This is a genomic window from Undibacter mobilis, from assembly GCF_003367195.1.
GTDB lineage: Bacteria > Pseudomonadota > Alphaproteobacteria > Rhizobiales > Xanthobacteraceae > Pseudolabrys > Pseudolabrys mobilis.
This window is the reverse complement of the sequence record NZ_QRGO01000001.1, coordinates 1206867-1231787: the sequence shown is the minus strand read 5'-3', so window position 1 is coordinate 1231787 and position 24921 is coordinate 1206867. Positions and strand designations below refer to the sequence as shown.

General features: G+C 63.5%; 23 protein-coding genes, 2 tRNA genes and 1 pseudogene. 13 read left to right on the top strand and 13 right to left on the bottom strand.

The window, feature by feature from the left end:
* Positions 1 to 5 precede the first annotated feature (5 nt).
* The 4 genes from sppA to aroA all read right to left on the bottom strand — a co-directional run bounded on the left by sppA (position 6) and on the right by aroA (position 5183).
* Entirely contained in the window at positions 6 to 980 is a 975-nt protein-coding gene (gene sppA / locus DXH78_RS05800) for a signal peptide peptidase SppA (protein ID WP_115516166.1), read from the bottom strand.
* A gap of 130 nt (positions 981 to 1110) precedes the next feature.
* Positions 1111 to 2826, bottom strand: a complete 1716-nt coding sequence (gene rpsA, locus DXH78_RS05795) for a 30S ribosomal protein S1 (RefSeq protein WP_115516165.1) — start codon at positions 2824 to 2826, stop codon at positions 1111 to 1113.
* A gap of 393 nt (positions 2827 to 3219) precedes the next feature.
* The gene (cmk, locus tag DXH78_RS05790) at positions 3220 to 3846 is read right to left on the bottom strand and encodes a (d)CMP kinase (protein WP_115516164.1); all 627 of its coding nucleotides are present in this window, start codon (positions 3844 to 3846) and stop codon (positions 3220 to 3222) included.
* Positions 3843 to 5183, bottom strand: a complete 1341-nt coding sequence (aroA, locus tag DXH78_RS05785) for a 3-phosphoshikimate 1-carboxyvinyltransferase (protein ID WP_115516163.1) — start codon at positions 5181 to 5183, stop codon at positions 3843 to 3845. The genes cmk and aroA overlap by 4 nt, the downstream gene beginning before the upstream one ends.
* A 197-nt stretch (positions 5184 to 5380) precedes the next feature.
* On the opposite strand from aroA, the gene DXH78_RS05780 reads away from it, so the two are divergent.
* From DXH78_RS05780 to DXH78_RS05740, 9 genes are all read left to right on the top strand, one after another.
* On the top strand, positions 5381 to 5788 hold the full coding sequence (locus DXH78_RS05780; protein ID WP_115516162.1) for a TIGR02300 family protein: 408 nt from the start codon (positions 5381 to 5383) through the stop codon (positions 5786 to 5788).
* A gap of 84 nt (positions 5789 to 5872) precedes the next feature.
* Positions 5873 to 5948: transfer RNA gene (locus DXH78_RS05775), tRNA-Ala, on the top strand.
* Between the two features lie 156 nt (positions 5949 to 6104).
* Positions 6105 to 6587 carry an Lrp/AsnC family transcriptional regulator gene (locus DXH78_RS05770; RefSeq protein ID WP_115516161.1) on the top strand — a complete coding sequence of 161 codons (483 nt, stop codon included), beginning with the start codon at positions 6105 to 6107 and terminating at the stop codon, positions 6585 to 6587.
* 206 nt (positions 6588 to 6793) lie between these two features.
* Entirely contained in the window at positions 6794 to 8386 is a 1593-nt protein-coding gene (locus DXH78_RS05765) for an ABC transporter substrate-binding protein (protein WP_115516160.1), read from the top strand.
* 47 nt (positions 8387 to 8433) lie between these two features.
* Positions 8434 to 9444: an ABC transporter permease subunit gene (locus DXH78_RS05760; RefSeq protein WP_115516159.1), complete on the top strand. Its 1011-nt coding sequence runs from the start codon at positions 8434 to 8436 to the stop codon at positions 9442 to 9444.
* The gene (locus DXH78_RS05755) at positions 9441 to 10349 is read left to right on the top strand and encodes an ABC transporter permease subunit (RefSeq protein WP_115516158.1); all 909 of its coding nucleotides are present in this window, start codon (positions 9441 to 9443) and stop codon (positions 10347 to 10349) included. Before DXH78_RS05760 ends, DXH78_RS05755 begins: the two co-directional genes overlap by 4 nt.
* Before the next feature lie 4 nt (positions 10350 to 10353).
* Complete coding sequence (locus DXH78_RS05750) at positions 10354 to 11379, top strand: ABC transporter ATP-binding protein (protein WP_115516157.1); 1026 nt, start codon at positions 10354 to 10356, stop codon at positions 11377 to 11379.
* Positions 11376 to 12347 (top strand): dipeptide ABC transporter ATP-binding protein, encoded by a 972-nt coding sequence (locus tag DXH78_RS05745; RefSeq protein ID WP_115516156.1) that lies wholly within the window; start codon positions 11376 to 11378, stop codon positions 12345 to 12347. Before DXH78_RS05750 ends, DXH78_RS05745 begins: the two co-directional genes overlap by 4 nt.
* A 9-nt stretch (positions 12348 to 12356) precedes the next feature.
* Entirely contained in the window at positions 12357 to 13328 is a 972-nt protein-coding gene (locus tag DXH78_RS05740) for an amidohydrolase family protein (protein ID WP_115516155.1), read from the top strand.
* An 82-nt stretch (positions 13329 to 13410) separates the two neighbouring features.
* Here DXH78_RS05740 and DXH78_RS05735 read toward each other — a convergent pair whose 3' ends face one another.
* A complete protein-coding gene (locus DXH78_RS05735) occupies positions 13411 to 14751 on the bottom strand; it encodes a cell wall hydrolase (RefSeq protein WP_245416744.1) in 1341 nt (446 codons plus the stop codon).
* A 613-nt stretch (positions 14752 to 15364) separates the two neighbouring features.
* Here DXH78_RS05735 and DXH78_RS05730 point away from each other — a divergent pair.
* Positions 15365 to 15790, top strand: a complete 426-nt coding sequence (locus tag DXH78_RS05730; RefSeq protein ID WP_115516154.1) for an Hsp20 family protein — start codon at positions 15365 to 15367, stop codon at positions 15788 to 15790.
* A 97-nt stretch (positions 15791 to 15887) separates the two neighbouring features.
* Positions 15888 to 16166 (top strand): BQ00720 family protein, encoded by a 279-nt coding sequence (locus tag DXH78_RS05725; RefSeq protein WP_115516153.1) that lies wholly within the window; start codon positions 15888 to 15890, stop codon positions 16164 to 16166.
* A 58-nt stretch (positions 16167 to 16224) separates the two neighbouring features.
* Here DXH78_RS05725 and ptsN read toward each other — a convergent pair whose 3' ends face one another.
* The 8 genes and pseudogenes from ptsN to DXH78_RS05685 form a co-directional block, all read right to left on the bottom strand.
* Positions 16225 to 16686, bottom strand: a complete 462-nt coding sequence (ptsN, locus tag DXH78_RS05720; RefSeq protein WP_115517738.1) for a PTS IIA-like nitrogen regulatory protein PtsN — start codon at positions 16684 to 16686, stop codon at positions 16225 to 16227.
* Positions 16687 to 16842: 156 nt separating this feature from the next.
* A pseudogene (hpf, locus tag DXH78_RS05715) lies at positions 16843 to 17145 on the bottom strand (ribosome hibernation-promoting factor, HPF/YfiA family); the annotation flags it as partial.
* Between the two features lie 186 nt (positions 17146 to 17331).
* On the bottom strand, positions 17332 to 18903 hold the full coding sequence (gene rpoN / locus DXH78_RS05710; protein WP_115516151.1) for an RNA polymerase factor sigma-54: 1572 nt from the start codon (positions 18901 to 18903) through the stop codon (positions 17332 to 17334).
* 148 nt (positions 18904 to 19051) lie between these two features.
* Entirely contained in the window at positions 19052 to 19966 is a 915-nt protein-coding gene (gene lptB / locus DXH78_RS05705) for an LPS export ABC transporter ATP-binding protein (protein WP_115516150.1), read from the bottom strand.
* Positions 19967 to 20135: 169 nt separating this feature from the next.
* Complete coding sequence (locus DXH78_RS05700) at positions 20136 to 20786, bottom strand: LptA/OstA family protein (protein WP_245416743.1); 651 nt, start codon at positions 20784 to 20786, stop codon at positions 20136 to 20138.
* Between the two features lie 32 nt (positions 20787 to 20818).
* Entirely contained in the window at positions 20819 to 21532 is a 714-nt protein-coding gene (lptC, locus tag DXH78_RS05695; protein WP_115516148.1) for an LPS export ABC transporter periplasmic protein LptC, read from the bottom strand.
* A gap of 138 nt (positions 21533 to 21670) precedes the next feature.
* On the bottom strand, positions 21671 to 22297 hold the full coding sequence (locus DXH78_RS05690; protein WP_115516147.1) for a ribonuclease D: 627 nt from the start codon (positions 22295 to 22297) through the stop codon (positions 21671 to 21673).
* Positions 22298 to 22434: 137 nt separating this feature from the next.
* Positions 22435 to 22521 (bottom strand) — tRNA-Leu (locus DXH78_RS05685).
* Positions 22522 to 22704: 183 nt separating this feature from the next.
* Here DXH78_RS05685 and DXH78_RS05680 point away from each other — a divergent pair.
* Both DXH78_RS05680 and DXH78_RS05675 read left to right on the top strand, forming a co-directional pair.
* Positions 22705 to 23682: a complex I NDUFA9 subunit family protein gene (locus DXH78_RS05680; RefSeq protein WP_115516146.1), complete on the top strand. Its 978-nt coding sequence runs from the start codon at positions 22705 to 22707 to the stop codon at positions 23680 to 23682.
* Between the two features lie 69 nt (positions 23683 to 23751).
* Positions 23752 to 24915 (top strand): alpha-hydroxy acid oxidase, encoded by a 1164-nt coding sequence (locus DXH78_RS05675; protein ID WP_115516145.1) that lies wholly within the window; start codon positions 23752 to 23754, stop codon positions 24913 to 24915.
* Positions 24916 to 24921: the final 6 nt, after the last annotated feature.

Sequence of the window (24921 nt, the reverse complement as noted above, 5' to 3'; positions counted from 1 at the left end):
CTCGGTCAATTGGAGGCCGAAGGGTGCCAAAGCGCTAAGAGCCCGTCAAGATTGAGTCTTTCGACCGCGGCCACGCCGCTCCAGGTCCCGACCCGCTGAGCGAGCGCGGACAGGCCGGCAGCCTCGAAGCCGAGGGCGGCGACGTGCAGGAAAGACAGCTCGCGGAAGCGCGGCTCCAGCGAGAAATCCTTCACCGGAGTCGAGGCCGGAATCTTCTTTTCCTTCTCCAGCCAGGCCAATGCCGTCTTTTCGTTGCCAAGCTGGTCGACCAGCTTGAGCGGCACGCCCTGCCGGCCCGTGAAGACGCGGCCGTCGGCGACCTTGGTCAGTTGGGCATCGTCGAGCTTGCGGCGGTCCTTCACCAGCCCTTTGAACCAGGCATAGGAGTCGAGCACGATGGCCTCGATGGCGGCACGCGCCTCCGGGCTGGTCGGTTCGAAGCCGTTAGGCGCAGCCTTGAGGGGCGACGATTTTACCTCCTCAACCTTGATGCCGATCGTCTTCAGCACCTCGGTAAAATTCGGATACTGGAACAAAACACCGATGGAGCCGACCAATGAGGTGTCGTGGGCGATGATGTGGTCCGCGGCGAGCGCCGCGATATAGGCGCCGGAAGCCGCCAGCCCATCGACCACCACGACCATCGGCTTCTTCGACTGCAAGGTGCGCAGCGCGTCGTAAAGCTGTTCGGAGCCGGCCGTGGTGCCGCCGGGGCTGTCGAGGTGAACGATGACCGCCTTGGCGTTCGACTTGCCGAGCCGCTCCAGCGCATCGACGCGGTCCTGGTTGCCGCGGATCAGGCCCTGAATCTTGATACGGGCGATCGAGTCATCACCCGGCTTGATGCCGCTGCCGGGAATCATCATGGCCGTGCCGATACCGACCGCGACCAGCACGATCAGCAGCGCAGCAACGCGCCAGAAGGTCAGTTTGCGCCGCAGCCGGCGGCGATCGACGATGGCATCGGCATCGAGCGACATATCGGCAATCTCCTGTGTGACCCGGTACTAGCAATTGCGCGCATTCTTGGCACGACAATGTCGAAAAGAAAAACCCCGGAGCTTTCGCTCCGGGGTTCGTTGCATGCCGGTAACGGCTCGGAAACCGTAATCAGGCCTTTTCTTCTTCGCCGGCAGCGCGCTGCTTGAGCGCGGCGCCGAGAATGTCGCCGAGCGAGGCACCCGAGTCGGCCGAGCCATACTGCGCCATGGCTTCCTTCTCCTCGGCGACTTCCAGCGCCTTGATGGAGATACCCAGCTTGTGGGTCTTGCGGTCGAACTGGGTGACGCGGGCGTCAACCTTCTGACCGACCGAGAAGCGCTCCGGACGCTGATCGCCGCGCTCGCGCGCGAGATCGGCACGACGGATGAAGGCGGTGAGATCGGTATCGACGATCTTCACCTCGATGCCGCCCTCGTTGATCGCGGTGACTTCGCAGGTCACGACCGAGCCCTTCTTGAGCTCGCCCGCGGTGCCCGAAGCCATCGGATCGCCGGCCAGTTGCTTGATACCGAGCGAGATACGCTCCTTCTCGACATCGACGTCGAGAACCTGCGCCTTGACCATGTCGCCCTTGTTGTACTCGTCGATCACCTGCTCGCCCGGACGCTTCCAGTCCAGATCCGAGAGATGGACCATGCCGTCGACATCGCCGTCGAGGCCGAGGAACAGACCGAACTCGGTCTTGTTCTTGACTTCGCCTTCGACGATCGAGCCCGGCGGGTGCGTTTCGACGAACACTTCCCACGGATTGCGCATGGTCTGCTTGAGACCGAGCGAAATGCGGCGCTTGACCGGATCGACTTCGAGAATCTGAACTTCGACTTCCTGCGAGGTCGAGACGATCTTGCCGGGGTGAACGTTCTTCTTCGTCCAGGACATTTCCGAGACGTGGATCAGGCCTTCGATGCCCGGCTCCAGTTCGACGAACGCGCCGTAGTCGGTGATGTTGGTGACGCGGCCCTTGAACTTGGCCTGGATCGGGTACTTGGCCTCGATGCCCTGCCACGGATCGTCCAGCAGCTGCTTCATGCCGAGCGAGATGCGGTGCGTCTCGTGGTTGATCTTGATGATCTTGACCTTCACCTGCTGGCCGATGTTGAGCACTTCGGTCGGGTGATTGACGCGGCGCCACGCGATATCGGTGACGTGCAGCAGGCCGTCGATGCCGCCGAGATCAACGAACGCACCGTAATCGGTGATGTTCTTGACCACGCCGTCGATGACCTGACCCTCTTCGAGGTTCTGCACCAGTTCCTGACGCTGTTCGGCGCGGGTCTCTTCGAGAACGGTACGGCGCGACACGACGATGTTGCCGCGGCGGCGATCCATCTTGAGGATCTGGAACTGCTGCGCGTTGTTCATCAGCGGGGTGACGTCGCGGATCGGACGGATGTCCACCTGGCTGCGCGGCAGGAAGGCCACAGCGCCGTCGAGGTCGACGGTGAAGCCGCCCTTGACCTGATTGAAGATGACGCCCGACACCTTCTCGTTGTTGTTGAAGCTCTTCTCGAGCTTGCCCCAGCTTTCCTCGCGGCGCGCTTTGTCGCGCGACAGCACGGCTTCACCCAGCGCATTTTCCACGCGCTCAAGATAAACCTCGACCTCGTCGCCGACCTTCAGTTCGGCCTGGCGGCCCGGCGCGGCGAACTCGCGCAGCGCAACGCGGCCTTCGGTCTTGGCGCCGACGTCGATGACGGCCATGTCCTTTTCGATACCGACGATCTTGCCGGTAACGACGGTCCCTTCCTGGGGGCTGCCCTGGTTGAAGGACTCTTCGAGCATCGCGGCGAAATCTTCACGCGTGGGTGCAGCAGCTGTAGCCATGTAGTCTCCTGTTTGCCTGCGCCGGTGTTTGAAAATGGCGTTCCGCCCGCACGGGCCGAATGTCTGTGCACGACGTTCGGCGACTATCCGCGCGAAGACGGACAGCCGGCGCTCATGCCGTACGGTCGGAACGATGGATCGATGTTCGGGGCACGCTTAACGCCGAAACACGAGCGGGGCTTTTGTCCTCCAACAGCGAGGGGCGGTTTGGTGTCGCTCCTCGGCCCGCTCGGGTTGCTTCAACGCCTGAATTGAAGCGGCCCGGATGCGCGCGGATATAGCGAAGGCAGGCCGGGCCGGCAAGTCATAAGTGTTTCTAAAGCTTGAGAAATCGACTCGGCGGCGCCGCGCCGGGCGGACCGGATTCCAGGATAGCATCGCGATTTCAGCAGCTTAGCCGCGCCGGCGCGCTTCCACGATCCGAATCGCCGCGGCCACCGCCTCCTCGACGCCCATCGCCGTGGTGTCGAGCAGCACGGCATCGTCGGCCTGGCGCAGCGGCGATGCGGCCCGCGAGGAGTCGCGCTCGTCGCGCTTGCGGATGTCGGCAAGCACCGTGGCGTCGTCGACCGCCTTGCCGGCGGCGCGATATTCATTGCCGCGCCTCGTCGCGCGCACTTCCGGCGCCGCGGTGACAAAGATCTTCACGTCAGCATCGGGACAGATCACGGTGCCGATGTCGCGACCATCGAGCACGGCGCCGGGCTTTTCCGCAGCAAACGCGCGCTGATAATTGACCAGCGCCGCGCGCACTTCTGGAATTGCCGAAACATGCGAAGCGGCTTCGCCGGCTTCCGCACCTTTCAGCGTCGCTTCATCGAAACGCGTGAGGTCGAGCGATTGCGCGGCGGCGATGGCCGCTTTTCTGTCGTCCGGCGTCTTGCCGGCATCGAGCACGGACTTGCCGACGGCGCGATAGAGCAGACCGGTGTCGAGATGACGCAGGCCGTAATGCGCGGCAAGGCGCTTGCCGATCGTGCCCTTGCCGGACGCGGCCGGCCCGTCGATGGCGATGATCACGACAACTCCGCTCCCAGGCCCTTCATCAGATCGACGAAGCCCGGGAAGCTGGTGGCGATAAAGGCCGAATCGTCAATACGGACGGGCTCTTTTGACGCCAGGCCCATCATCAGCGCCGACATGGCGATGCGGTGGTCCATATGCGTCTTCACCTCGCCGCCGCCCGGCACACCGTTCGTGCCCATGCCATGCACGATCAGATCGTCGTCCTCGATCTCGATCTTGACGCCATTGACGCGCAGCATGTCGGCGGTCGCTTCCAGGCGATCGCTTTCCTTGACGCGCAATTCCTTGAGCCCGCGCATGCGCGTTACGCCCTCGGCGAAAGCCGCGGCCACCGCGAGAATGAGATATTCGTCGATCATCGACGGCGCGCGGGCCGCCGGCACATCGACGCCCTTGAGCGCGGAAAAGCTCACGCGCAGATCGGCGACATCCTCGCCGCCGTCGTCGCGCTTGTTCTCTTCGGCGATCTTGGCGCCCATTTCGCGCAACGTGGTAAACAGTCCGGTGCGCAACGGGTTGAGCATCACACCGTCGAGGATGATCTCCGAGTCCGGCACGATCAGCGCCCCGACCAGCGGAAACGCCGCCGAGGACGGATCGGCCGGCACCGCGACATTTGCGGGCTCAAGCTCGGGCTGACCCTGCAGCACGATGCGGCGGCCGTGGTCGCCATGCGGCTTGCTGACGATCTTCGCGCCGAAATGCTTGAGCATCTTTTCGGTATGGTCGCGCGAGGCCTCCTGCTCGATGACGATCGTTTCGCCCGGCGCCGCCAGCCCGGCGAGCAGCACGGCCGACTTGATCTGCGCCGAGGCCACCGGGGTCTCGTATTCGATCGGCAGCGGGTCGGTCGCGCCGCGAAGTGTCATCGGCAGACGGCCGCCTTCGGCCTGATCCAGGACGCGAGCACCCATTTTCTCAAGCGGATCGAGGATTCGCCGCATCGGCCGTTTTCGCAAGGAGGCATCGCCGTCGAAGATCGCCGTAACCGGGCAGCCGGCCACCGCGCCCATCACCAGCCGGCAGCCGGTGCCGGAATTGCCGAAATCGAGCGGCGCGGCTGGTGCCGCAAAACCGCCGACGCCGACGCCGTGGATACGCCAGGTACCACCGCCGAGGTTCTCGACCTTGGCGCCCAGCGCCCGCATGGCACCGGCGGTGTTCAGGACGTCCTCGCCCTCCAGAAGCCCGGAAATGGTGGTTTCGCCGACCGTCATCGCGCCGAGAATCAATGCCCGGTGGGAAATCGACTTGTCGCCTGGCACCCGGAGGCGGCCGGTCAGGGGCCCACCGGAACGGGCGGAAAGGGGGGTGAGGGAGGCCTCGCTCAAGGCTGGGTATCCTTTAACGCGCGTCGAAAAGGGCAATCGTGGCGCCGTCTACCATGCAGGCGAACCTGGCGTCACCCTGCAGGGGCATCCGCCCAATTCCGGCCCGTTTCCCGCTATTGACAGTGGCCTCGCAACTAGCCAAGTGAAGCGCCAATCCGACCCATGATTTTCAACGGCATTTCTTAGGACGCTCGAACGTGGCCAAAACCGAACTCGGCACCAAGCGCATCTGCCCGGATACCGGTCGTAAATTTTACGACATGGGCAAGTCGCCGGTGATTTCGCCCTACACGGGCAAGATCGTTCCCATCGTCGCGCCGCCGCAGTCGCGCGGACGCCCCGAGGCCGCTCGCCCCGCTCAGGCGCAGGAGGTCGAGTCGATCGTTCCGGAGACCGCAGACGCCGAATTCGTCTCGCTCGAGGACGCCGACAACGAGCAGAAGGGTAAGCCCAAGAAGAAGGGCGAAATCGTCGCCGAGGAAGACGAAATCGAGGCCGACGACGAGGGTCTTGACGACGATGCCTTCATCCAGGAAGAGGAAGAAGGCGATGACGACGTCACCGATATCATCGGCGACGGCATCGAGAAGGAAGAGGAACAATAAGACCGGCAAGACCGGTCTGTTGCCTGGACTAATCGGACCCTTTGCTTTTTCTCCCGTTTCCGACTAGTCATCTCCTCCCGTTACGGGGCCATAGCTCAGCTGGGAGAGCGCCTGCATGGCATGCAGGAGGTCGGCGGTTCGATCCCGCCTGGCTCCACCAATTTCCCCTTATCCAGTAGATGTTTCACGCGCGGGCCGGCTCGGCCGCCGGCGCGTTGTCGCGGTTCAGCCATTGCGATAGGTGTAATTGCAGCGGCTGAGGGCCGGTGCGCCGCCGAGACGAGCGTCAAGCACGCGCGAGACCCTGGATATGGCGATGAAGGACCCTGCCACCACGACCGACGATCTCGACCGCGTCGATCGCCGCATCCTCAAGCTGCTGCAGACCGACGGTCGCATCTCCAATGCCGAACTGGCCGCGCGCACCCATACCAGCGCGGCCACCTGCCACCGCCGGGTGCAACGGCTGATCGCCGACGGCTATCTGCTGAACTTCCGGGGTCAGGTCGCGCCGTCCAAGGTGGAGCGCGGAACCCTTGTCATTGTCGGCGTGGTGCTTGATCGCTCGACGCCGGAAAGCTTCGGCGCCTTCGAGGCGGCGGCGCGGAAGATGCCGTTCATCCTCGACTGTCACCTCGTTGCCGGTGATTTCGATTATTTTCTGAAAATTCGCATCCGTGACATCGCCGACTTCAACAAGCTGCATGGCGAAAGACTGATCGCCATGCCGGGCGTCCGGCAGACCCGGACCTTTTTCGTGATGAAAGAAGTCGTCGACAACGCGCCGCTGGACTTCTGAACCCCGCCGGGCGCACCCCGCCGCCACAGGCGATCCGGGAACCAATCGCTTCAAGGTATTCCGCGGCCGCAGGCTATTGGCCAATAGGCCAAGGTTGTTTTCTACGCCTTAACGTGACGGCACTGAAACCTTGGGCTAGCATTTCCCTTCAGTGGGCTGGGATTAGAGACGCAGAGGGGCGCCTCCCCGGCCCTTGAGAGGGATCCATGCCACACATTCGCACACTGTCTGCGCTTGCTATCACAGCGACGCTGTTTGCTACGCCGCTGTCAGCCAAGACGCTCGTCTTCTGCTCGGAGGGCAGCCCGGAGAATTTCTATCCCGGCATCAACACCACCGGCACATCGTTCGATGCCAACAGCCAGATCTACAGCCGCGTGGTCGATTTCGAGCGCGGCACCACCAAGGTCATCCCGGGCCTCGCCGAAAAGTGGGATATCTCCGCTGACGGCACCGTCTACACCTTCCATCTGCGCAAGGGTGTGAAGTGGCACTCCAACGCCAATTACAAACCGACGCGCGACATGAACGCCGACGATATCCTGTTCATGTTCGAACGGCAGTGGAAGGAGTCGAACCCGTATTTCAAGGTGACCAGCTCCAACCACTCCTACTTCAACGACATGGGCATGCCGAAGCTGCTCAAGTCCGTGGAGAAGGTCGACGACTACACCGTCAAGGTGACGCTGAATGCGCCGGAAGCACCGTTCCTGTCCGACCTCGCCATGGAATATGCCGGCGTGCAGTCGAAGGAATATGCCGATGCGATGCTGAAGGCCGGCACGCCGGAGAAGGTTGACCAGGAGCCGATCGGCTCGGGTCCTTTCTATCTGGTGCAGTACCAGAAGGACGCCATCATCCGTTACAAGGCGTTCCCGCAGTTTTGGGGCGGCAAGGCCAAGATCGACGATCTGATCTTCTCGATCACGCCGGATGCGTCGGTGCGCTGGGCCAAGCTGCAGAAGGGCGAATGCCATGTCATGCCCTATCCGAATCCGGCCGACCTCGACGCCATTCGCAAGGATGCGAACGTCACCATCCTCGAGCAGCCTGGTCTGAACATCGGCTATCTCGCCTACAACACCACCAAGAAGCCGTTCGACGACGTGCGCGTGCGCAAAGCCCTGAACATGGCGATGAACAAGAAGGCCATCGTCGACGCGGTGTTCCTGTCGAGCGGCGTGCCGGCCATCAACCCGATCCCGCCGACGATGTGGTCCTACAACACGTCGATCAAGGACGATCCCTACGATCCGGAAGCCGCCAAGAAGCTGCTCGCGGAGGCCGGCTTCCCGAACGGGTTCGAGACCGATCTGTGGGCGATGCCGGTGCAGCGTCCGTATAACCCGAACGCCAAGCGTATCGCCGAGCTGATGCAGGCCGACCTCGCCAAGATCGGCGTCAAGGCCGAGATCAAGAGCTTCGAATGGGGCGAGTACCGCAAGCGCGCGCAGGCGGGCGAGCACCAGATGGCGCAGCTCGGCTGGACCGGCGACAACGGCGATCCGGACAACTTCCTCAACACCTTGCTCGGCTGCTCGTCGGCCAAGGGCAACGGCTCGAACATCGCCAAGTTCTGCTACCAGCCCTTCGAAGACCTCGTGATCAAGGCGAAGTCGGTCAGCGATCAGGGCGAACGCACCAAGCTCTACGAGCAGGCGCAGGTGATCTTCAAGCAGCAGGCGCCGTGGTTCACCATTGCGCACTCGGTGCAGCTCAAGCCGGTGCGCAAAGAGGTGGTGGACTTCAAGCTGTCGCCCTTCGGGCGTCACACCTTCTACGGCGTTGATCTGAAGTAAACGGCTCAAGGGCGGAGCGGCCCGACCGGCCGCTCCGCCTTCCCGCCATGCTCCGTTTTTTATTCACGCGCGTCAGTCTGGTGATCCCGACCTTCATCGGCATCACCTTGCTGGTCTTTGTCCTCGTCCGCCTGATTCCCGGCGACCCCATTGAGACGATGGCCGGCGAACGCGGCATCGACGCCGCAGAGCACGCCCGCCTTCGTCATGAATACGGCCTCGACCGGCCGGTCATCGTGCAATACGGCTATTATCTCCTGCGCCTGGCGCAGGGCGATCTCGGCCGCTCCATCGTCTCGCACAAGCCGGTGATCGAGGAATTCCTCGCTTTGTTTCCGGCGACGGTCGAATTGTCGTTGTGCGCCATCGCCTTCGCCCTGCTGATCGGAATTCCCGCCGGTATCCTTGCTGCCGTGAAGCGCAATTCGATCTTCGATCAGGGCATCATGGGCCTGTCATTGACCGGCTATTCGATGCCGATCTTCTGGTGGGGTCTGCTGCTGATCCTGTTGTTCTCGGTGCAACTCGGCTGGACGCCGGTGTCGGGCCGCATCGCAGTGCTCTATTTCGTCGAGACCAGAACCGGCTTTCTGCTCATCGACACGTTGCTGGCCGGCGATGTCGACGCCTTCCGCTCGGCGGTGTCGCATTTGATCCTGCCGGCCATCGTGCTCGGCACCGTGCCGCTCGCCGTCATCGCGCGCATGACGCGCTCGGCCATGCTCGAAGTGCTGGGTGAAGACTACATCCGCACCGCCCGCGCCAAGGGCCTGTCGAACTTCCGTGTCGTCACGGTCCATGCCTTTCGCAACGCGCTGATTCCGATCGTCACCGTGATCGGTCTGCAGGTCGGCGTGCTGTTCACCGGCGCGATCCTCACCGAGACCATCTTCTCCTGGCCCGGCGTCGGCTCGTGGCTGATCAACGGCATTGCCCGGCGCGACTATCCGGTGCTGCAGGGCGGCACGCTGCTCATCGGCTCGATCATCATGTCGATCAACCTTCTGGTCGACATGACCTATGGCCTGATCAACCCGCGCATCAGGCACCAGCGATGACGAACGCCACCACCGCGCCGAAGACGCACACCGCCCATGCCGGCCCGCCGCACCCCTTTGTGGAGTTCGTCTCCTATTTCAGCGCCAATCGCGGCGCGGTGATTGGACTCGGCGTTATCGTCGTGCTGGCGATACTCGGACTGTTCGCCGAGTTCATCGCGCCGTTCTCGCCGATCCAGACCAATACCCAGGTCTTCCTCAAGCCGCCGGTGTGGCAGGCCGGCGGTGTGCCGGGCTACTGGCTCGGCACCGACGCCATCGGCCGCGATATGCTCTCGCGGCTCATCTATGGCGCGCGTCTGTCGCTATTGATCGGCTTCGCCGTGGTGGCGCTGTCGGTGACTGTCGGCACCATTCTCGGTCTGATCGCCGGCTTTTTCCGCGGCATCGTCGAGATCGTCATCATGCGTGCGATGGACATCCTGCTGACGTTGCCGACTTTGCTGCTCGCCATCATCATCGTCGCCATTCTGGGTCCGGGTATCGTCAACGCGTTGATCGCGGTCGCCATTGTGCTGCTGCCGCACTACGTGCGCATTGTGCGCGCCACCGTGATCTCGGAAACTGCCAAAGACTATGTCACGGCCGCACGGCTGACCGGCGCCAGCAACCTGCGGATCATCGTCAAGGAAATCCTGCCGAACTGCGCCGCGCCTTTGATCGTGCAGGCGACGCTCGGTATCTCCACCGCCATTCTCGACGCCGCCGCGCTTGGCTTCATCGGCCTCGGCGCGCAGCCGCCGACGCCGGAATGGGGCACCATGCTTGCCGACGCCCGCGAATTCGTGCTGCGCGCCTGGTGGGTGGTCACCTTCCCCGGCATCATGATCCTGATCACCGTGCTCGCCTTCAACCTGCTCGGCGACGGCCTGCGCGATGCCCTCGATCCCAAGCTGAAGCGGTGACGTGATGGCCGCAATCGAGATCGAAAATCTGGTGGTCGAATTTCCCTCGTCGCAGGGTCTGCTGCGCGCAGTCGACGGCGTCTCGTTCAAGGTCGAGCAGGGTGAAGTGCTGGGCATTGTCGGCGAATCCGGCTCCGGCAAGAGCGTCGCCATGCTGGCCGCGATGGGGCTGGTGCCCTACCCCGGCATCGTGCGCGCCGACAGGTTGGACGTCGAAGGCCGGAATATTCTCACCTTGAGCGATGCGCAGCGCCGCAAGATCGTCGGCAAAGACATGGCGATGATCTTCCAGGAACCAGCGACCAGCCTGAACCCCTGCTACACCGTTGGCTTCCAGATCATGGAGGCCTTGCGGCTGCATGAAAAAATGGACCGCAAGGCGGCGCGCAAACGTTCCGTCGAACTGCTCGAGCAGGTCGGCATTCCGGCGCCAGAAACGCGGCTCGAGGCTTACCCGCATCAGCTTTCCGGCGGCATGAACCAGCGCGTCATGATCGCCATGGCGATTGCCTGCAATCCGAAGCTACTGATCGCCGACGAGCCGACCACGGCGCTCGATGTCACCATCCAGGCGCAGATTCTCGATCTGCTGATGAGCCTGCAGCGCGAGCGCGGCATGGCGCTCATCCTGATCACCCACAATATGGGCGTGGTGTCGGAGACGGCACAACGCGTCGCCGTGATGTATTCCGGCCAGGTGATGGAGCAGAACGCGACCGATCGGCTGTTCGCCGATCCGCAGCACCCCTACACCGCGGCGCTCATGGCCGCGCGCCCGGAAAACCGCATCGGCGACAAGCTTGCGACCATTCCCGGCACGGTGCCGAGCCTGTATGAGCGACCGTCCGGCTGTCTCTTCGCACCACGCTGCCAATATGCCACGCCGCATTGCTTTGCCGACCGGCCCGACCTGCGGGCCTGGAGCGGCGGCGCCGTGCGCTGCCACTATCCGCTGGGCGATGCCGAGCGTGACGCCAAGATCGCCGCCGACCGCGCCAGCATTTCAAAACCGGCGGGAGCAGCGGCATGAGCGCGCTGGTCGTCGCCAGAGACCTGGTGCAGGTCTACAAGAATCGGACCGGCTATTTCGAGCCGCCGCAGGAGCTGCGCGCCGTCGGCGGCATTTCGTTTGAAATCCAGTCCGGCAGGACGCTGGCGGTGGTCGGCGAGTCCGGCTGCGGAAAATCGACGCTGGCACGCATGGTGACAATGATCGAGAAGCCGACATCCGGCGATCTCACCATCGACGGCAGCAACGCGCTGAATGCCCCGACCGAGGAGCGGCATCATTTACGCCGCGCCGTCCAGTTCGTGTTTCAGAACCCCTACGGCTCGCTCAATCCGCGCCGCAAGATCGGCACCATTCTCGAAGACCCGCTGATCATCAATACCAAGCTGAGCGCGAAAGATCGCAGCGACAAGGTCATCGACATGCTGCGGCGCGTCGGCCTCGGGCCCGATCATGCGCGGCGCTATCCGCACATGTTCTCCGGCGGCCAGCGCCAGCGCATCGCCATTGCCCGCGCGCTGATGCTCAACCCGAAGATCGTGGTCGCCGACGAGCCGGTGTCGGCGCTCGACGTGTCGGTGCAGGCGCAAGTGCTCAACCTGATGACCGACCTGCAGAATCAGTTCGGCCTCGCTTACATGTTCATCTCGCACGACCTCGCGGTGGTGCAGTTCATCGCCCATGATGTGCTGGTGATGTATCTCGGCATCGCCGTCGAGCACGGACCCAAGGATGCGATCTTCGACAAGCCCTTGCATCCCTATACGCGGGCGCTGATCGCGGCGACGCCGTCACTGGGCGGCAAAAGGCCGGAGCGTCATGTCGTCAAGGGCGAAGTGCCCTCGCCGCTCGATACGCCCAAAGGCTGCGTATTCGCCGCGCGCTGTCCGCACGTCACCGATCTGTGCCGCGCCGAGCGCCCGCCGCTGCGACCGGTGGCGCAGCGGCTTGTGGCCTGTCACTATGCCGAGCAATTTCTGAACGGCTGACGGACGGACATGCACGGCAAGATCGCACTCGAAGAACATTTCGCCATTGATGAGACGCTGGGAGAGCCGCACGCCTTTGCGCCGGTCTGGCCCGAACTGTCGCGCCGCCTGCTCAATGCCGACAGTTGTCTGGCCGACATGGACGCCAACGGCATCGACATGATGGTGATGTCGCTCAATGCGCCGGCGGTGCAAGGCATCCCGGACGCTGCAACGGCGATCGCCGTCGCCCGCAAGGCCAATGATCGGCTCGCCGAGGTCATCGTCAGACATCCCGGGCGCTTTGCCGGCTTCGCCGCGCTGCCGATGCAAAGCCCGGAAGCCGCCGCGGCCGAGTTGACGCGCTGCGTCAAGGAACTCGGTTTCGTCGGCGCGCTCGTCAATGGCTTCTCGCAAATTGGCAGCGCCGACAACGCCACTTATTACGACGGTCCTGAATACCGTTCGTTCTGGGAGACGGTCGAAGCGCTCGATGTGCCCTTCTACCTGCACCCCCGCAATCCGCTGCCGGCCCACGCGCCGCAATATCAGGGCCACCCCTGGATGCTGGGGCCGAACTGGGCTTTCGGCGCCGAGACCGCGATCCATGCCTTGCGGCTGATCGGCTCCGGTCTGTTCGATGCACATCCCGGGCTGAAGATCATTCTCGGCCATCTCGGCGAGGGCATCCCGGCGCTGCTGTGGCGCATCGACAACCGCAATGGCTGGATGAAACTGCCGCACCGCTACGCCGCGAAACAGGGCGTCGGCGATTATTTCCGCAGGCACTTCTACATTACGACCGCCGGCAACTTCCATACACCGGCGCTGCAGAATGTCATGGCCGAGGTCGGCCTCGACCATGTGCTGTTCTCGGTGGACTGGCCGTTCGAGGATATCCGCCAGGGCAGCCAATGGCTCGACAGCGCACCACTCTCCGAGACGCAGCGCGCGCAGATCGGCCGCGACAATGCGGTCAGGCTGTTGAAGCTGAAGATTTAGCAGGCTGTTGCGAAGCCTTCGGAGTCATTCCGGCCGAGCGAAGCGAGAGCCGGACTCCATATCCCCGCCTGCAATTCTGACCCTACTTCTTCTTGCCGGTCTCGTGCCTGGCCATCGCGGTCTTGATCAACGAAGGCTTGCCCCAGGTCGGCATGTCCTCGCCCGTGCCCCAGGCATAGGGCCGGTAGAACGAGTGCAGACCGAACTTCACGAGCTTCTTCATCTCGCGGTTCCAGATCGGGTTCACATAAGAAGCGTGGTAGTGCGTCGACTTGGCGACCTCGGGCACATAGATCTGGCCGTCAAGCGTTTGCTTGGCGATGCGGTTGGCCCGCGCCCAGTGGCCGCGTTCGGTGATGGTCTTGCGCTTGCCGTCGCAGGCGAAGGTGAACTGGCACGACAGATGGCGGTGGGCGTTCTGATAGACCACGCCGCAGACATCGTTGGGATAGAACGGTGAGAACACGCGGTTCATCACCACCTGCGCGACGGCCATCTGGCCGCGCACCGGCTCGCTGCGCGCTTCCCAATAGATGGCGTTGGCGAGGCAGCGCTGCGCCTTGGCGTATTCCTTGTCGTCCAGGTTGAGGCGCTGCGCCGGCGACGGCGGCGGCACACCCGGCGCCGGAACCGGCAGCGGCACCATGCTGAGCGGCGGCAGCGAAATCGGCATTGCCTCCGGCGTCATAGAGTTCACCGGCAGCGCGCCGGCATTGAGGCTGGCAAGGCGCACCGGCGGCGCGTCGTCATAGTCGGCAGCCGGCAGCATGGCCTGGGTCTGCGACGCGGGGACATGGCTGTAGTCCGGCTTGATCGCGACAGCGGGTGTCGGGGCAGCCGGGCTCGCCGACGTCAGCGAGGCCAGCGTGACCATGCCGGGGCGCATGTCGCCGGCCGGCTGCAGCATGGCGAGTTCGACGGCGTCGGCGTGCTTCACGTCGGCCAGCGCGGCGACGGCCGCATTGTCGGCCGTCGGCGCGGCGGTGCGCGGCGTGCGCGTTGGCGCCGCCTTGGCGGCTTCCGTTTTCACCGGCTCCGGTTTGTTGAGCGCGAGGCGCTGCCGCTCGGCGGCAACGGGCGTGAGCTTCACCGGATCGTTGAGCGTCGGTGCGGGACGCAGCTGCGCGACCGGCTTCGGCGTCGGCACATCGCGCGGAATGGCGACGACCACCGACGAGCGATCGTTGTAGATCGAGATCTGACGAATGCCGGCGAGCACGCGATCCGGCAGTTCGTCGTAATGCAGACGACTGTCGCGAATGAGCGCCGCGACATTCGTCAGCGCATTCGCATTCATGAGGTCGAGAGCGGCGATGCCGATCGCGGCGACGGCCAGAACGATACTGAGGGTCTTGCCCCGGCTGAACAGCCGTTCTTCGAAGGTGGGGCCCAGGGCATCGTCATCAATGCTGCGCGCTAACACGGTTACGCTCCGCTGACTGGCCGAACGAAAACATCCGGCGACGAAGCGATCTTATCGAGACAAAAACGAACTGGCGCGGTTGTTAGGAAAATTTTAGCCAAATACGGCAAACAGGCGTGATTAATTTAACCACGATACGGCGGGCGATTTAACCGAAATTCGTTAAATCGAAATCCGTTTGTTATTGCGCTGTCATCGAACGACGCCTTGCGCGACGGTTTATAAATCACATCGCATCGCCGGCGATTATTAAACATGTCGATCGCGCAAGCGCACTGTGTGCGGACGACAATGTCGCGCGCGCGAGCGATGAGAAGCGGTCGCCAGCCTCGTGGCGCGGGATGAGTTACGGGCGGAGGCCCTTGGCTGGCCGGTCAGGCCGAACGGGCTAATCCGGGGGAAAACCGGCGGTTGCGGCCGCAAAAATCCCCGTTGCCGGCGGATTTTCCTTGTTCTTGAACCTTTAACCGGGTCTGCCCATATTAGCTGCATTCAGGGCGGCGGTTGCCGCCCCGACGGAAATGCCGAATCCGGGCGGATCCCGGGTCCGGACCCGGGGTGCCCGTAAGGGGCCTCACCGCAAAGTCGCTTCAAAGCGAGGACTTTGGATACCATGTCTCGAGTGCCGTCACTCTCCAGCCCGTTCCTGCTTGGCTTCGATGAAATCGAGCGTGTGCTCGACCGCGTCGCCAAAGGGGCCGATGGCTACCCGCCCTACAACATCGAGCGTCTGCCGCGCGAGGACAACAATCCAGAGCGCCTGCGCATCACGCTGGCCGTTGCAGGCTTCACCCGCGACCAGCTCGACGTCTCCGTCGAGGAAAGCCAACTGGTCATCCGCGGGCGGCAGCAGGACGACAAGACCCGTCAGTATCTCCACCGCGGCATCGCCGCGCGTCAGTTCCAGCGCACCTTCGTGCTGGCCGACGGCATGGAGGTGATGGGTGCCGACCTGAAGCACGGGTTGCTGTCGGTCGATCTGGTCCGGCCGCAGCCGGAGCGGGTCGTCCGATCGATCGCGATCAACGACTTGGAGTGATGTCGCCCTGGAACAGGGCGATTGTGAATGACGGAACCTTGAAGCAACGAAAAAGGACTCGACCGCGTTAAGCGTTCATTGGAAAGGATCGAGGGCCATGACTGAGTACAAGCTGGCTGACACTGACACGACCAACGAGGCGGCAATCACCCAGGATGCGCTGGCGCATCTGGGCGACGGGCGGCTGGCTTATGTGAGGCCGATCCGCTCGGAAGACGTCGCCAATATGTTCCCGCAGGCGCCGCAGATCGCGCCCGGCCTGACGCTGTTCGCGCTGCATGCCGCGGACGGCACGCCGATCATGCTGACCGACACGCGCGAATCCGCTCTCGCCAGCGCCTGGAGCAACGAGCTCGAAGCCGTCAGCGTGCATTGATCTTGCGCGGCAGGCTTTGGTGATCTGTCGTCCCCGCCCATCGCGGGGACGATGCCGTTCAGGCCGCGCTGCTCTGCGGCATTGCCAGAACAGCGTATAGCGCATCCGTATCGCTGGATTCACGCAGCTTGCGGGCGATTTCGGGATCGCGCAGCAGACGCGCCACACGCGCCAGCGCCTTGAGGTGATCGGCGCCCGCCGCTTCCGGCGCCAGCAGCAGGAAAATCAGGTCGACCGGCTGCGAATCGAGCGCTTCGAAATCGATCGGCCGCTCCAGCCGCGCGAACAACCCGAACAGCCGCCCGAGCTTCGGCAGCTTGCCGTGAGGAATGGCAATGCCGTTGCCGACCGCGGTCGAGCCGAGCTTCTCACGCTGCAGCAGAATCTCGAGGATCGCGCGCTCGCTCTGCCCGGTCAGCTCGGCCGCGCGCGCAGCAAGCTCCTGCAGCGCCTGCTTCTTGCCATTGACCTTGAGCGCCGGAATGATGGCGGCCGGCGCTACGATGTCGGTAAGCGTCATGGACATGTCCGGATAACGGAAATGGCGGCGAGCGATGGGTCGCGTTGTTTGAGGGATGAAGGCCGCGGACCATAAGAGCGACATCGGGCGTCGTCAATGGGGCGCAAGCGATTGGAATCGCTGCAAATTACCGAATTGTATGACACGTCATCCGCCGCGGCGGGCCTGATTGTCCTTCCGGCGCCGCTTATAACGGCGCAGTCTTTTCTCGATATTGGTGGCAGCTTCATCGGCACTTCCATAGGCATCGACGGCAATGCCCTGCGCTTCGAGCAGGGCGCCGGAGTCCAGATGCAAGACGCATTCCGTTCGGAAACCGAAACCGTCGCGGCCGACGGTGGCGTGCCCGGAATAGCCGCCGCGGAAATATTTGGCCGTCGCTTCCTCGACCCTGTCGGTGATGCGCTGCTGCAGCGACGAGCCGATGCTGATGTTCTTTCCCGAGACGCGTAAAGGCATAGGCTTGGCCTCCTTGTCGTTATCTCAGACCGGCGCCGGGCGGTGCCGGTCGTAACTCCCAGCAGCCTCAATCATATCATCTTGGAATCGTTCCCCAGGTCAATGGCCCTGACGGACAACCTTTTGCAGCAGCGCGGACTTGACGGCGTCACCCGCGACACGACGGCGCGCGACAAACGGTGCATCTCACGCATTGGCTGCCTGCTTCTCGCGGCGGCGTTGCACCGATGACGGAATGCGCATCGCTTCTCGGTACTTGGCAACCGTGCGACGCGCGATGTCAATGCCGGCGCCACGCAACTTCTCGACAATCGTGTCATCAGACAAAACGTCGCTGGGACACTCTGCGTCAATCAATGTGCGGATGCGATGACGCACCGCTTCTGCCGAATGCGCTTCGCCGCCATCGGCGGATGCAATCGACGACGTGAAGAAATATTTCAGTTCGAAAATGCCGCGGCTTGTCGCCATGTATTTGTTGGCGGTGACGCGCGACACCGTGGATTCATGCATGCCAATCGCATCGGCGACGGTCTTGAGATTGAGCGGCCGCAGATGCTGCACGCCCTTGACGAAGAAGCCGTCCTGTTGCCGCACGATCTCGCTCGACACTTTCAGGATCGTCTTGGCGCGCTGATCGAGCGCGCGCACCAGCCATGTCGCGGTCTGCAGACAATCGGCAAGATAGGCCTTGTCCTTGTCATTGCGCGCGGTCTTCGACACCTGCGTGTGATATTTCTGGCTGATGAGAACTTTCGGCAGCGTGTCCGAATTGAGTTCCACCTGCCATGTTCCATCGGACGCCGCACGCACGAAGACGTCCGGCACGATCGGCTGTACCAGCGTTGTACCGAAGGCGAGGCCCGGTTTGGGATTGAGGCTTCGTATCTCGGCGATCATGTCGGCGAGATCTTCGTCGTCGACGCCGCAGAGCCGGCGCAAAGCCGCAAGGTCACGCTTGGCCAGCAGCGGAAGGTTTTCGACCAGCTTCTGCATCGCCGGATCGAAACGGTCGCGCTCTTTCAGTTGCAGCGACAGACATTCGGTGAGACTGCGGGCGCAAATGCCGGGCGGGTCGAGCGTTTGCAACACCGACAGCACCGCTTCAACCTCGGCAACCGAGCAGCCCAGTTTCTCGGCCACGGATTCCAGATCGCCGGTGAGATAACCGGTCTCGTCCACCATATCGATCAGGTACTGGCCGATCATGCGCTGACGATAGTCGCCAATGGCCAGCGCCATCTGCGCTGCCAGATGATCGCCGAGCGTCACCTCGGCCGAGACGAAGGCTTCCAGATTGTAGTCGCTGTCGTCGGCGCCCCCGCCACCCGAGCCGGACCATTCGGAATAAGCCGGCGGCGGCGCCTCCACGGGCGCCGACTTTTCGCCGCCATCGTCGGGAAACACATTCTCGAGTTCGGTGCCGAGACCTTGTTCCATCGAGGAGCGGCTGGTTTCCAGATCGGCTCCGATCCAGTCCTGAGCGCCCTCTAGTCCGGATTCCTGAGCGCCGTCATCGCGCCCGCCCTCGCCTGTGGTGTCGCTGAAGCTGTCAGCGTCGCCGCCATGCTCAGGCGCCTCGGCTGGGCCGTCCTCAGCGTTGCCACGTTCGAGCAGCGGGTTCTTTTCGAGCTCGTTGTCGACATAGGCCTGGAGATCGAGACTCGAAAGCTGCAGCAGCTTGATGGCCTGCATCAGCTGCGGCGTCATCACCAGCGCTTGCGACTGGCGAAACTCGAGTCGTTGCGACAACGCCATTCAGGGTTTCCCGGCGGAAACTGGTCCGATTCTTGCTTCTGAATCGTCAGCGAACGCTATACCAGTTTGCTCCGGCAGGGAAGCTGGGATTCCGCAGTGCGGTATTGCCCGTTTTCTGGGCGGTACCCGGCCGAGGCCGGCCGGCCCGCTACATTCTGAACTCTTCGCCGAGATAGAGCCGGCGGACGTCGGGGTTGTTCACGATATCCTCAGGCCGGCCCTCCATCAGCACTTCGCCCGAATAGATGATGTAGGTGCGGTCGGTGAGGCCGAGGGTCTCGCGAACATTGTGGTCGGTAATCAGCACGCCAATCCCGCGATTGGTCAGGTGGCGGACCAGCTGCTGAATGTCGCCCACGGCGATCGGATCGATACCGGCGAACGGTTCGTCAAGCAGCATGTAGCTTGGCCTTGTGGCCAGCGCCCGCGCGATCTCGACGCGGCGGCGCTCACCGCCCGACAGCGCGATGGTCGGCGTCTTGCGAAGCCGGGTGATGTTGAACTCTTCGAGCAGCGCCTTGAGATCGGCATCGCGGCGGCGGCGGTCCGGCTCGACCACCTCGAGCACGGCGCGAATGTTCTCTTCGACATTGAGGCCGCGGAAAATCGAGGCTTCCTGCGGCAGATAACCGACGCCGAGGCGGGCGCGCTGATACATCGGCAGCGGCGTCACATCGTAGCCGTCGAGTTCGATGCGGCCGCGATCCGCCTTGATCAGGCCGGTGATCATATAAAACACAGTGGTCTTGCCGGCGCCGTTGGGGCCGAGCAGGCCGACGGCTTCACCGCGGCGGACATAGAGCGTGACGCCCTTGACCACCATGCGGCTACCGAAACTTTTCTCGACGCTGTGCGCGGCGAGGTAATGGCGTGCAGCCTGGCGCGCACCGCTGCGCTGCGCCTGCTGCTGAGGCTGCTGAGGCTGCTGTTGCTGCGGTTGTTGCCGGGCCTGCTGGGGCGCCTGCTGGCCGGGCTGCTGCGGCTGCCGCACCATGGGCGCGTTCGCGGGCGGCGCAACACGGCGCGCCGGCTGCCGGCGGCGAAACAGCGAAATGATGTTCACCCGGTGACCCCGCGGTGCGTGACAAGGCCGGAGCAGGAAGCCGCGGCCGATAACAAAGACTGTCGGCAGAATCCTAGCTGATTCCCGGCCTCGAAAGGCTCGGATCGTCCTGCCGGACTCATGACTGGCGGTCTACCGGTTGCGGAAAGCGGGGGCAAATGCGGCCGGCTCAATTAGGCGGCCGCAGCTGCAGCGGTCCTTGGGACGGTTTGGGCGCTTGCGGCGCCTCACGAGGGCCCGCCGGCGAAGGCGCGGCCTCGCCGCCGCTCGGCAGAAACAGGCCCTGCACCCGCCCGCGGCTGTTCTTGCCGGATTCGACACGCGAGACACCGCTGGTCAGATCGACCACCAGCCTGTCGCCGCGCAGCACGTTCTTGCCCTGGGTCATGATGACATTGCCCGTGAGCGTCACGGTGTTGGTCTTCATGTCGAAGATTCCGGTCTCGCCAGTCGCGGTTTGCTCCTTCTGCGTAACGACAACGTCGCCACGCGCTTCGAGCCGCTTGATCTTCTGATTGCCACCGGGACCGGCCGTCGCGGCCTGCATAGGTTTGCCGCCGGATTGAGCGCCGCCCTCCTGATCGTAAAACACGACCAGCGACTGGCTGCGCATCGCGGTGTCGCCCTGCTTTACGCGCACATCGCCCGAGAAGGTCGCGACCTTGTCTTTGTCACGGACTTCGAGCGTGGCGGATTCGATATGCACCGGCTCGTCGCGATTCTGCGAGAAGCCCTGCAACGCGTTGGGCGGCCCCTTGTTCTGTTGCGCCTGCGTCTGCGCATGCGCCGTGCCGGCCGCAAAGGCCAGAACAGGCAGCATGACAACAGCGATACTGAAACTGCGAAGCAACATCATCGCGCGGGGATCTTTTCTTTGGGCAAAGGCTGGCCGTTGAGCATCACGGTCAGGTTGACGCCGTTCTCGAAGCGGATGATGTCACCCGAATTGGTGATTTCCAGTCGCTTGGCGTTGAGGATGCCCTGCAACATTTCCAGCTCGACCGGCTTCTCCGACACGACATTGCCGGTGCGCACATCGACGAGAGCTTCGGTCAGACGGCCTTTGTAGCCTGAGTCCGACGACAAGAAGATCTGCTGCTCAAGTTTGAGCGTTTCCTTCTTGGTGTCGTAAAGGCCGGTGGCCGCCGTCATCTTCATCGTCGTGTTGTCTTCCATCTGCACCTTGGCGTCGATGTTGCGCAGCTCGACGAAGTCCGGCTTGGTCAGATCCTGCGCCGCCGCCTCGGCAACGAATTCATAGGCGCGCTGATCCTTGGTGAAACCGGACAGCCGCGGCTTTTCCATCGTGACCTTGGTGCCCGACACGACCAGATTGTCGAGATTGACCGGCAGCGCCTTCAACATGCGCGCCGGGTTGAAATAAGAGACAAGAAACGCGCCGACAAGCATGACGACGATCGCAACCGGAATGGTGACGCGCAGCAGCCGCACCAGCCGGCTGTGACCCCGCGCAGCACGGAACGCACGATCGCTTTGCGCGCGGCTCATGACCCAGTGCGCACGCGCCGTCTCGTTATCGACTTTGGCTGCGATGACCCGGTTCATGCTGGGAAGCCGTCCGCGCTCCTTGTTTCATCCCGTAGAGGGATATTGTCCGATCGCGCCGCACGCTGCCGGGAGAATATGGCCCCTGCGCGGCGGAAAAAAGCAAATCCGGGCGCGCCATGCTTCAAAAGCCGGCGTTCAGCCCGGCTTGACCGAATGCGAGAAGATATCTTCGTCTTCCCAACCGGCGAGATCGAGCTTCACTCGCTCGGGCAGGAAGCCGAAGCAGGCCTGCGCCAGAGCGGTGCGTCCCTCACGCGCCAGCATGACGTCGAGCTTGTCGCGCAGCGCATGCAGATACAGCACGTCGCTTGCCGCGTAGGTCACCTGGGCATCGGAGAGTTCCGACGCACCCCAGTCGGAGGATTGCTGCTGCTTCGACAGATCGACGCCGAGCAGTTCGCGCGTCAGATCCTTCAAACCGTGCCGGTCGGTGTAGGTCCGCACCAGCCGCGACGCGATCTTGGTGCAATAGACCGGCTCCGCCATGACGCCGAAGGCGTTGAACATCACGCCGACGTCGAAGCGGCCATAGTGGAAGATCTTGAGGATCGCCGGATCGGCGAGCAGCTTCTGAATGTTCGGTGCGTTCTTCTGTCCGGCCGCGATCTGCACCACGTCGGCCGAGCCGTCGCCGGGCGACAACTGCACGACGCAGAGCCGGTCGCGGTTGACATCGAGCCCGAGCGTCTCGGTATCGATGGCCACGGCACCTTTGTAGGCGTCGAGGTTGGGCAGGTCGCCGCGATGCAGTCGGACGGTCATTCGCAAATCCGGTTGTTCAGGCGCGGCGCGCGCAAGGGGCCGCCCGCCGAATCGCTATCCTACGCCGGAGAAACGACGAAAGGGCCGCATTTTCAAGCGCCAAATCCGGCGCCGAACGATCAAAAAACGCTGCGGCGTGGTGCCCAGGAAAGGACTCGAACCTTCACGACCTTTCGGTCACTGGCACCTGAAGCCAGCGCGTCTACCAATTCCGCCACCTGGGCAGGGGCCGGGGTCTAGTAAGGACCATGATCCGGCTTGTCAATTGAGGGTTTCGGTGGCGCCTGCCGCGCTCGCGCAGCTCCTCTGCCAAGGCGCGCTCAAGCCAGGCTTGAAGCGGCCCCCAACCAGCCTATAAAGGCTCAAAGCAAGGCCGATTTCCTCTTAATACCGACGCGAGCGCGGACATGACCGTCAGAAGCAACAACGACACCCTTGTCACGGTTTACGGCGGCTCGGGATTTCTCGGGCGGCATCTGGTGCGGGCGCTGGCCAAGCGCGATTACCGAATCCGGGTTGCGGTGCGCCGCCCCGAACTCGCTTTCCATCTTCAGCCGCTCGGCAAGGTCGGCCAGATCCACGCCGTCCAGGCCAATATTCGCGACGCCGGCTCGATCGAGGCCGCCGCGCGCGACGCGTCGGTGCTGATCAATCTGGTCGGCATCCTGCAGGAAGGCAGCCGCCAGCGCTTCGATGCGGTTCACGCCCGGGGCGCCGAGCAGGTGGCGCGCACCGCCACGGCCAATGGCGCGCGCATGATCCATGTTTCGGCGATCGGCGCCGATGAAAATTCAGCCGTGGGCTATGCCCGCTCCAAGGGTGCGGCGGAGCGCCTGGTGCTCGCGGCACAGCCCGACGCCGTCATCATGCGGCCGTCGATCCTGTTCGGGCCGGAGGACGATTTCTTCAACCGCTTTGCCGCGCTGGCGCGCATGTCGCCGGTGCTGCCGCTGATCGGCGGCGGCAAGACGCGGTTCCAGCCGGTGTTCGTCGGCGACGTTGCCACCGCGATCGCCGATGCCGTCGATGGCCGGCTCGCCGCGGGCGCGACCTATGAACTCGGCGGACCGAACGTCAAGACCTTCAAGGAACTGATGCAGTACATCCTCGCCACCATCGAGCGCCGTCGTCTGCTGGTGCCGCTGCCGTTCTTCGCGGCGAAGATCAACGCGCAGCTCCTGCAGTTCGCGCCGTCGCCGCTGACGCTGACGCCGGGGCAGGTCGACATGCTGCGTACCGACAACGTCGTGTCCGATGCCGCGATCGCGGAGAAGCGCACGCTGCCCGGCATCGGCATCACGCCGGAGCCGATCGAGGCGATCGTGCCGTCTTATCTGTGGCGCTTCCGCAAGACCGGCCAGTTCAAGAATCGCGCGACAGCCTGAACGACGCGCCCCGTTCAAAAGCCGGCCGCAGAGCCGGCGGGGCCGCGACGACGATAAACGGGGAGTGAAATGCCGGTCATTACGAACGTTGAAGACTTGCGCCAGCTTGCCAGGCGCAAGGTGCCGAAGGCGATCTTCGAATATATCGACCACGGCTCCTACGACCAGCTCTCGCTCGCCAACAACCGCAACGATCTCAACGCCATTCGCTTTCGCCAGCGCGTGATGATCGACGCCGAGACGCGCGATCTCACGACCAAGATGCTGGGCGAGGATGTGGCGATGCCGATCGCCATCGCCCCGACCGGCCTCACCGGGTTGATGCATCGTGATGGCGAGATGCTGGCCGCGCGCGCGGCCGAAGCCGCCGGCATCCGCATGACGCTGTCCACCATGTCGATCTGCTCGATCGAGGACGTCCGCTCGGCGATCAAGGGCCCGTTCTGGTTCCAGCTTTATGTCTTCAAGGATCCCGGCTTCAACGAGCAGGTCATCGAGCGCGCCAGAGATGCGGGCTGCACGGCGCTGTTCGTCACCGTCGATTTGCCGATGCGGGGACAGCGCCATTGCGACATCAAGAACGGTCTTACCGTGCCGCCGCGACTTACGCCGCGCAACGCGTTTGACATGATGACCAAACCGGCCTGGCTTGCCGGCGTCCTGCTGGGCAAGCGCAAGTCGTTCGGCAATGTCGATTACTATCTCGGCCAGAAAGGCAACATCTGGGCCGCCGGTCGCTGGGGCGGCGACAATTTCGACCGCTCGCTGTCGTGGAAGGATCTGGTGTGGATCCGCAAGCGCTGGCCCGGCAAGCTCGTCATCAAGGGCATTCTCGACCCCGAGGACGCCAAGATCGCGGCGAGTGAAGGCGCCGACGGCATCGTTGTGTCGAACCACGGCGGCCGGCAACTCGATGGCACGCCGGGCACGGTGACGGTGCTACCGCGCATCGCCGAGGCCGTCGGCGATCGCCTTGAGGTGTTGATGGATGGCGGCATTCGTTCGGGCCAGGACGTGCTGAAGGCGCTGGCGCTCGGCGCCAAAGGCTGCCTGATCGGCCGTGCCTATCTCTACGGACTCGCCGCGATGGGCGAAGCCGGCGTCGCCAAGACGCTGAGCCTGATGGGTGAGGAACTTCGTGTCGCCATGTCGCTTACCGGCGTGAAGAACATCGGCGAGATCAGCCGCGATATTCTGTACGATGATTACGGCGACAAGCGGCGGAATGTTTGAGCCGAT

What these genes read in the sequence shown, in the direction of transcription:
- sppA (WP_115516166.1), bottom strand. Translation starts at nt 980, where the DNA reads ATGTCGCTCGATGCCGATGCCATCGTCGATCGCCGCCGGCTGCGGCGC.
- rpsA (WP_115516165.1), bottom strand. Translation starts at nt 2,826, where the DNA reads ATGGCTACAGCTGCTGCACCCACGCGTGAAGATTTCGCCGCGATGCTC.
- DXH78_RS05770 (WP_115516161.1), top strand. Translation starts at nt 6,105, where the DNA reads ATGAAGGACCCTGCCACCACGACCGACGATCTCGACCGCGTCGATCGC.
- DXH78_RS05765 (WP_115516160.1), top strand. Translation starts at nt 6,794, where the DNA reads ATGCCACACATTCGCACACTGTCTGCGCTTGCTATCACAGCGACGCTG.
- DXH78_RS05760 (WP_115516159.1), top strand. Translation starts at nt 8,434, where the DNA reads ATGCTCCGTTTTTTATTCACGCGCGTCAGTCTGGTGATCCCGACCTTC.
- DXH78_RS05755 (WP_115516158.1), top strand. Translation starts at nt 9,441, where the DNA reads ATGACGAACGCCACCACCGCGCCGAAGACGCACACCGCCCATGCCGGC.
- DXH78_RS05750 (WP_115516157.1), top strand. Translation starts at nt 10,354, where the DNA reads ATGGCCGCAATCGAGATCGAAAATCTGGTGGTCGAATTTCCCTCGTCG.
- DXH78_RS05745 (WP_115516156.1), top strand. Translation starts at nt 11,376, where the DNA reads ATGAGCGCGCTGGTCGTCGCCAGAGACCTGGTGCAGGTCTACAAGAAT.
- DXH78_RS05740 (WP_115516155.1), top strand. Translation starts at nt 12,357, where the DNA reads ATGCACGGCAAGATCGCACTCGAAGAACATTTCGCCATTGATGAGACG.
- DXH78_RS05730 (WP_115516154.1), top strand. Translation starts at nt 15,365, where the DNA reads ATGTCTCGAGTGCCGTCACTCTCCAGCCCGTTCCTGCTTGGCTTCGAT.
- DXH78_RS05725 (WP_115516153.1), top strand. Translation starts at nt 15,888, where the DNA reads ATGACTGAGTACAAGCTGGCTGACACTGACACGACCAACGAGGCGGCA.
- ptsN (WP_115517738.1), bottom strand. Translation starts at nt 16,686, where the DNA reads ATGACGCTTACCGACATCGTAGCGCCGGCCGCCATCATTCCGGCGCTC.
- rpoN (WP_115516151.1), bottom strand. Translation starts at nt 18,903, where the DNA reads ATGGCGTTGTCGCAACGACTCGAGTTTCGCCAGTCGCAAGCGCTGGTG.
- DXH78_RS05700 (WP_245416743.1), bottom strand. Translation starts at nt 20,786, where the DNA reads ATGCTGCCTGTTCTGGCCTTTGCGGCCGGCACGGCGCATGCGCAGACG.
- lptC (WP_115516148.1), bottom strand. Translation starts at nt 21,532, where the DNA reads ATGAACCGGGTCATCGCAGCCAAAGTCGATAACGAGACGGCGCGTGCG.
- DXH78_RS05690 (WP_115516147.1), bottom strand. Translation starts at nt 22,297, where the DNA reads ATGACCGTCCGACTGCATCGCGGCGACCTGCCCAACCTCGACGCCTAC.
- DXH78_RS05680 (WP_115516146.1), top strand. Translation starts at nt 22,705, where the DNA reads ATGACCGTCAGAAGCAACAACGACACCCTTGTCACGGTTTACGGCGGC.
- DXH78_RS05675 (WP_115516145.1), top strand. Translation starts at nt 23,752, where the DNA reads ATGCCGGTCATTACGAACGTTGAAGACTTGCGCCAGCTTGCCAGGCGC.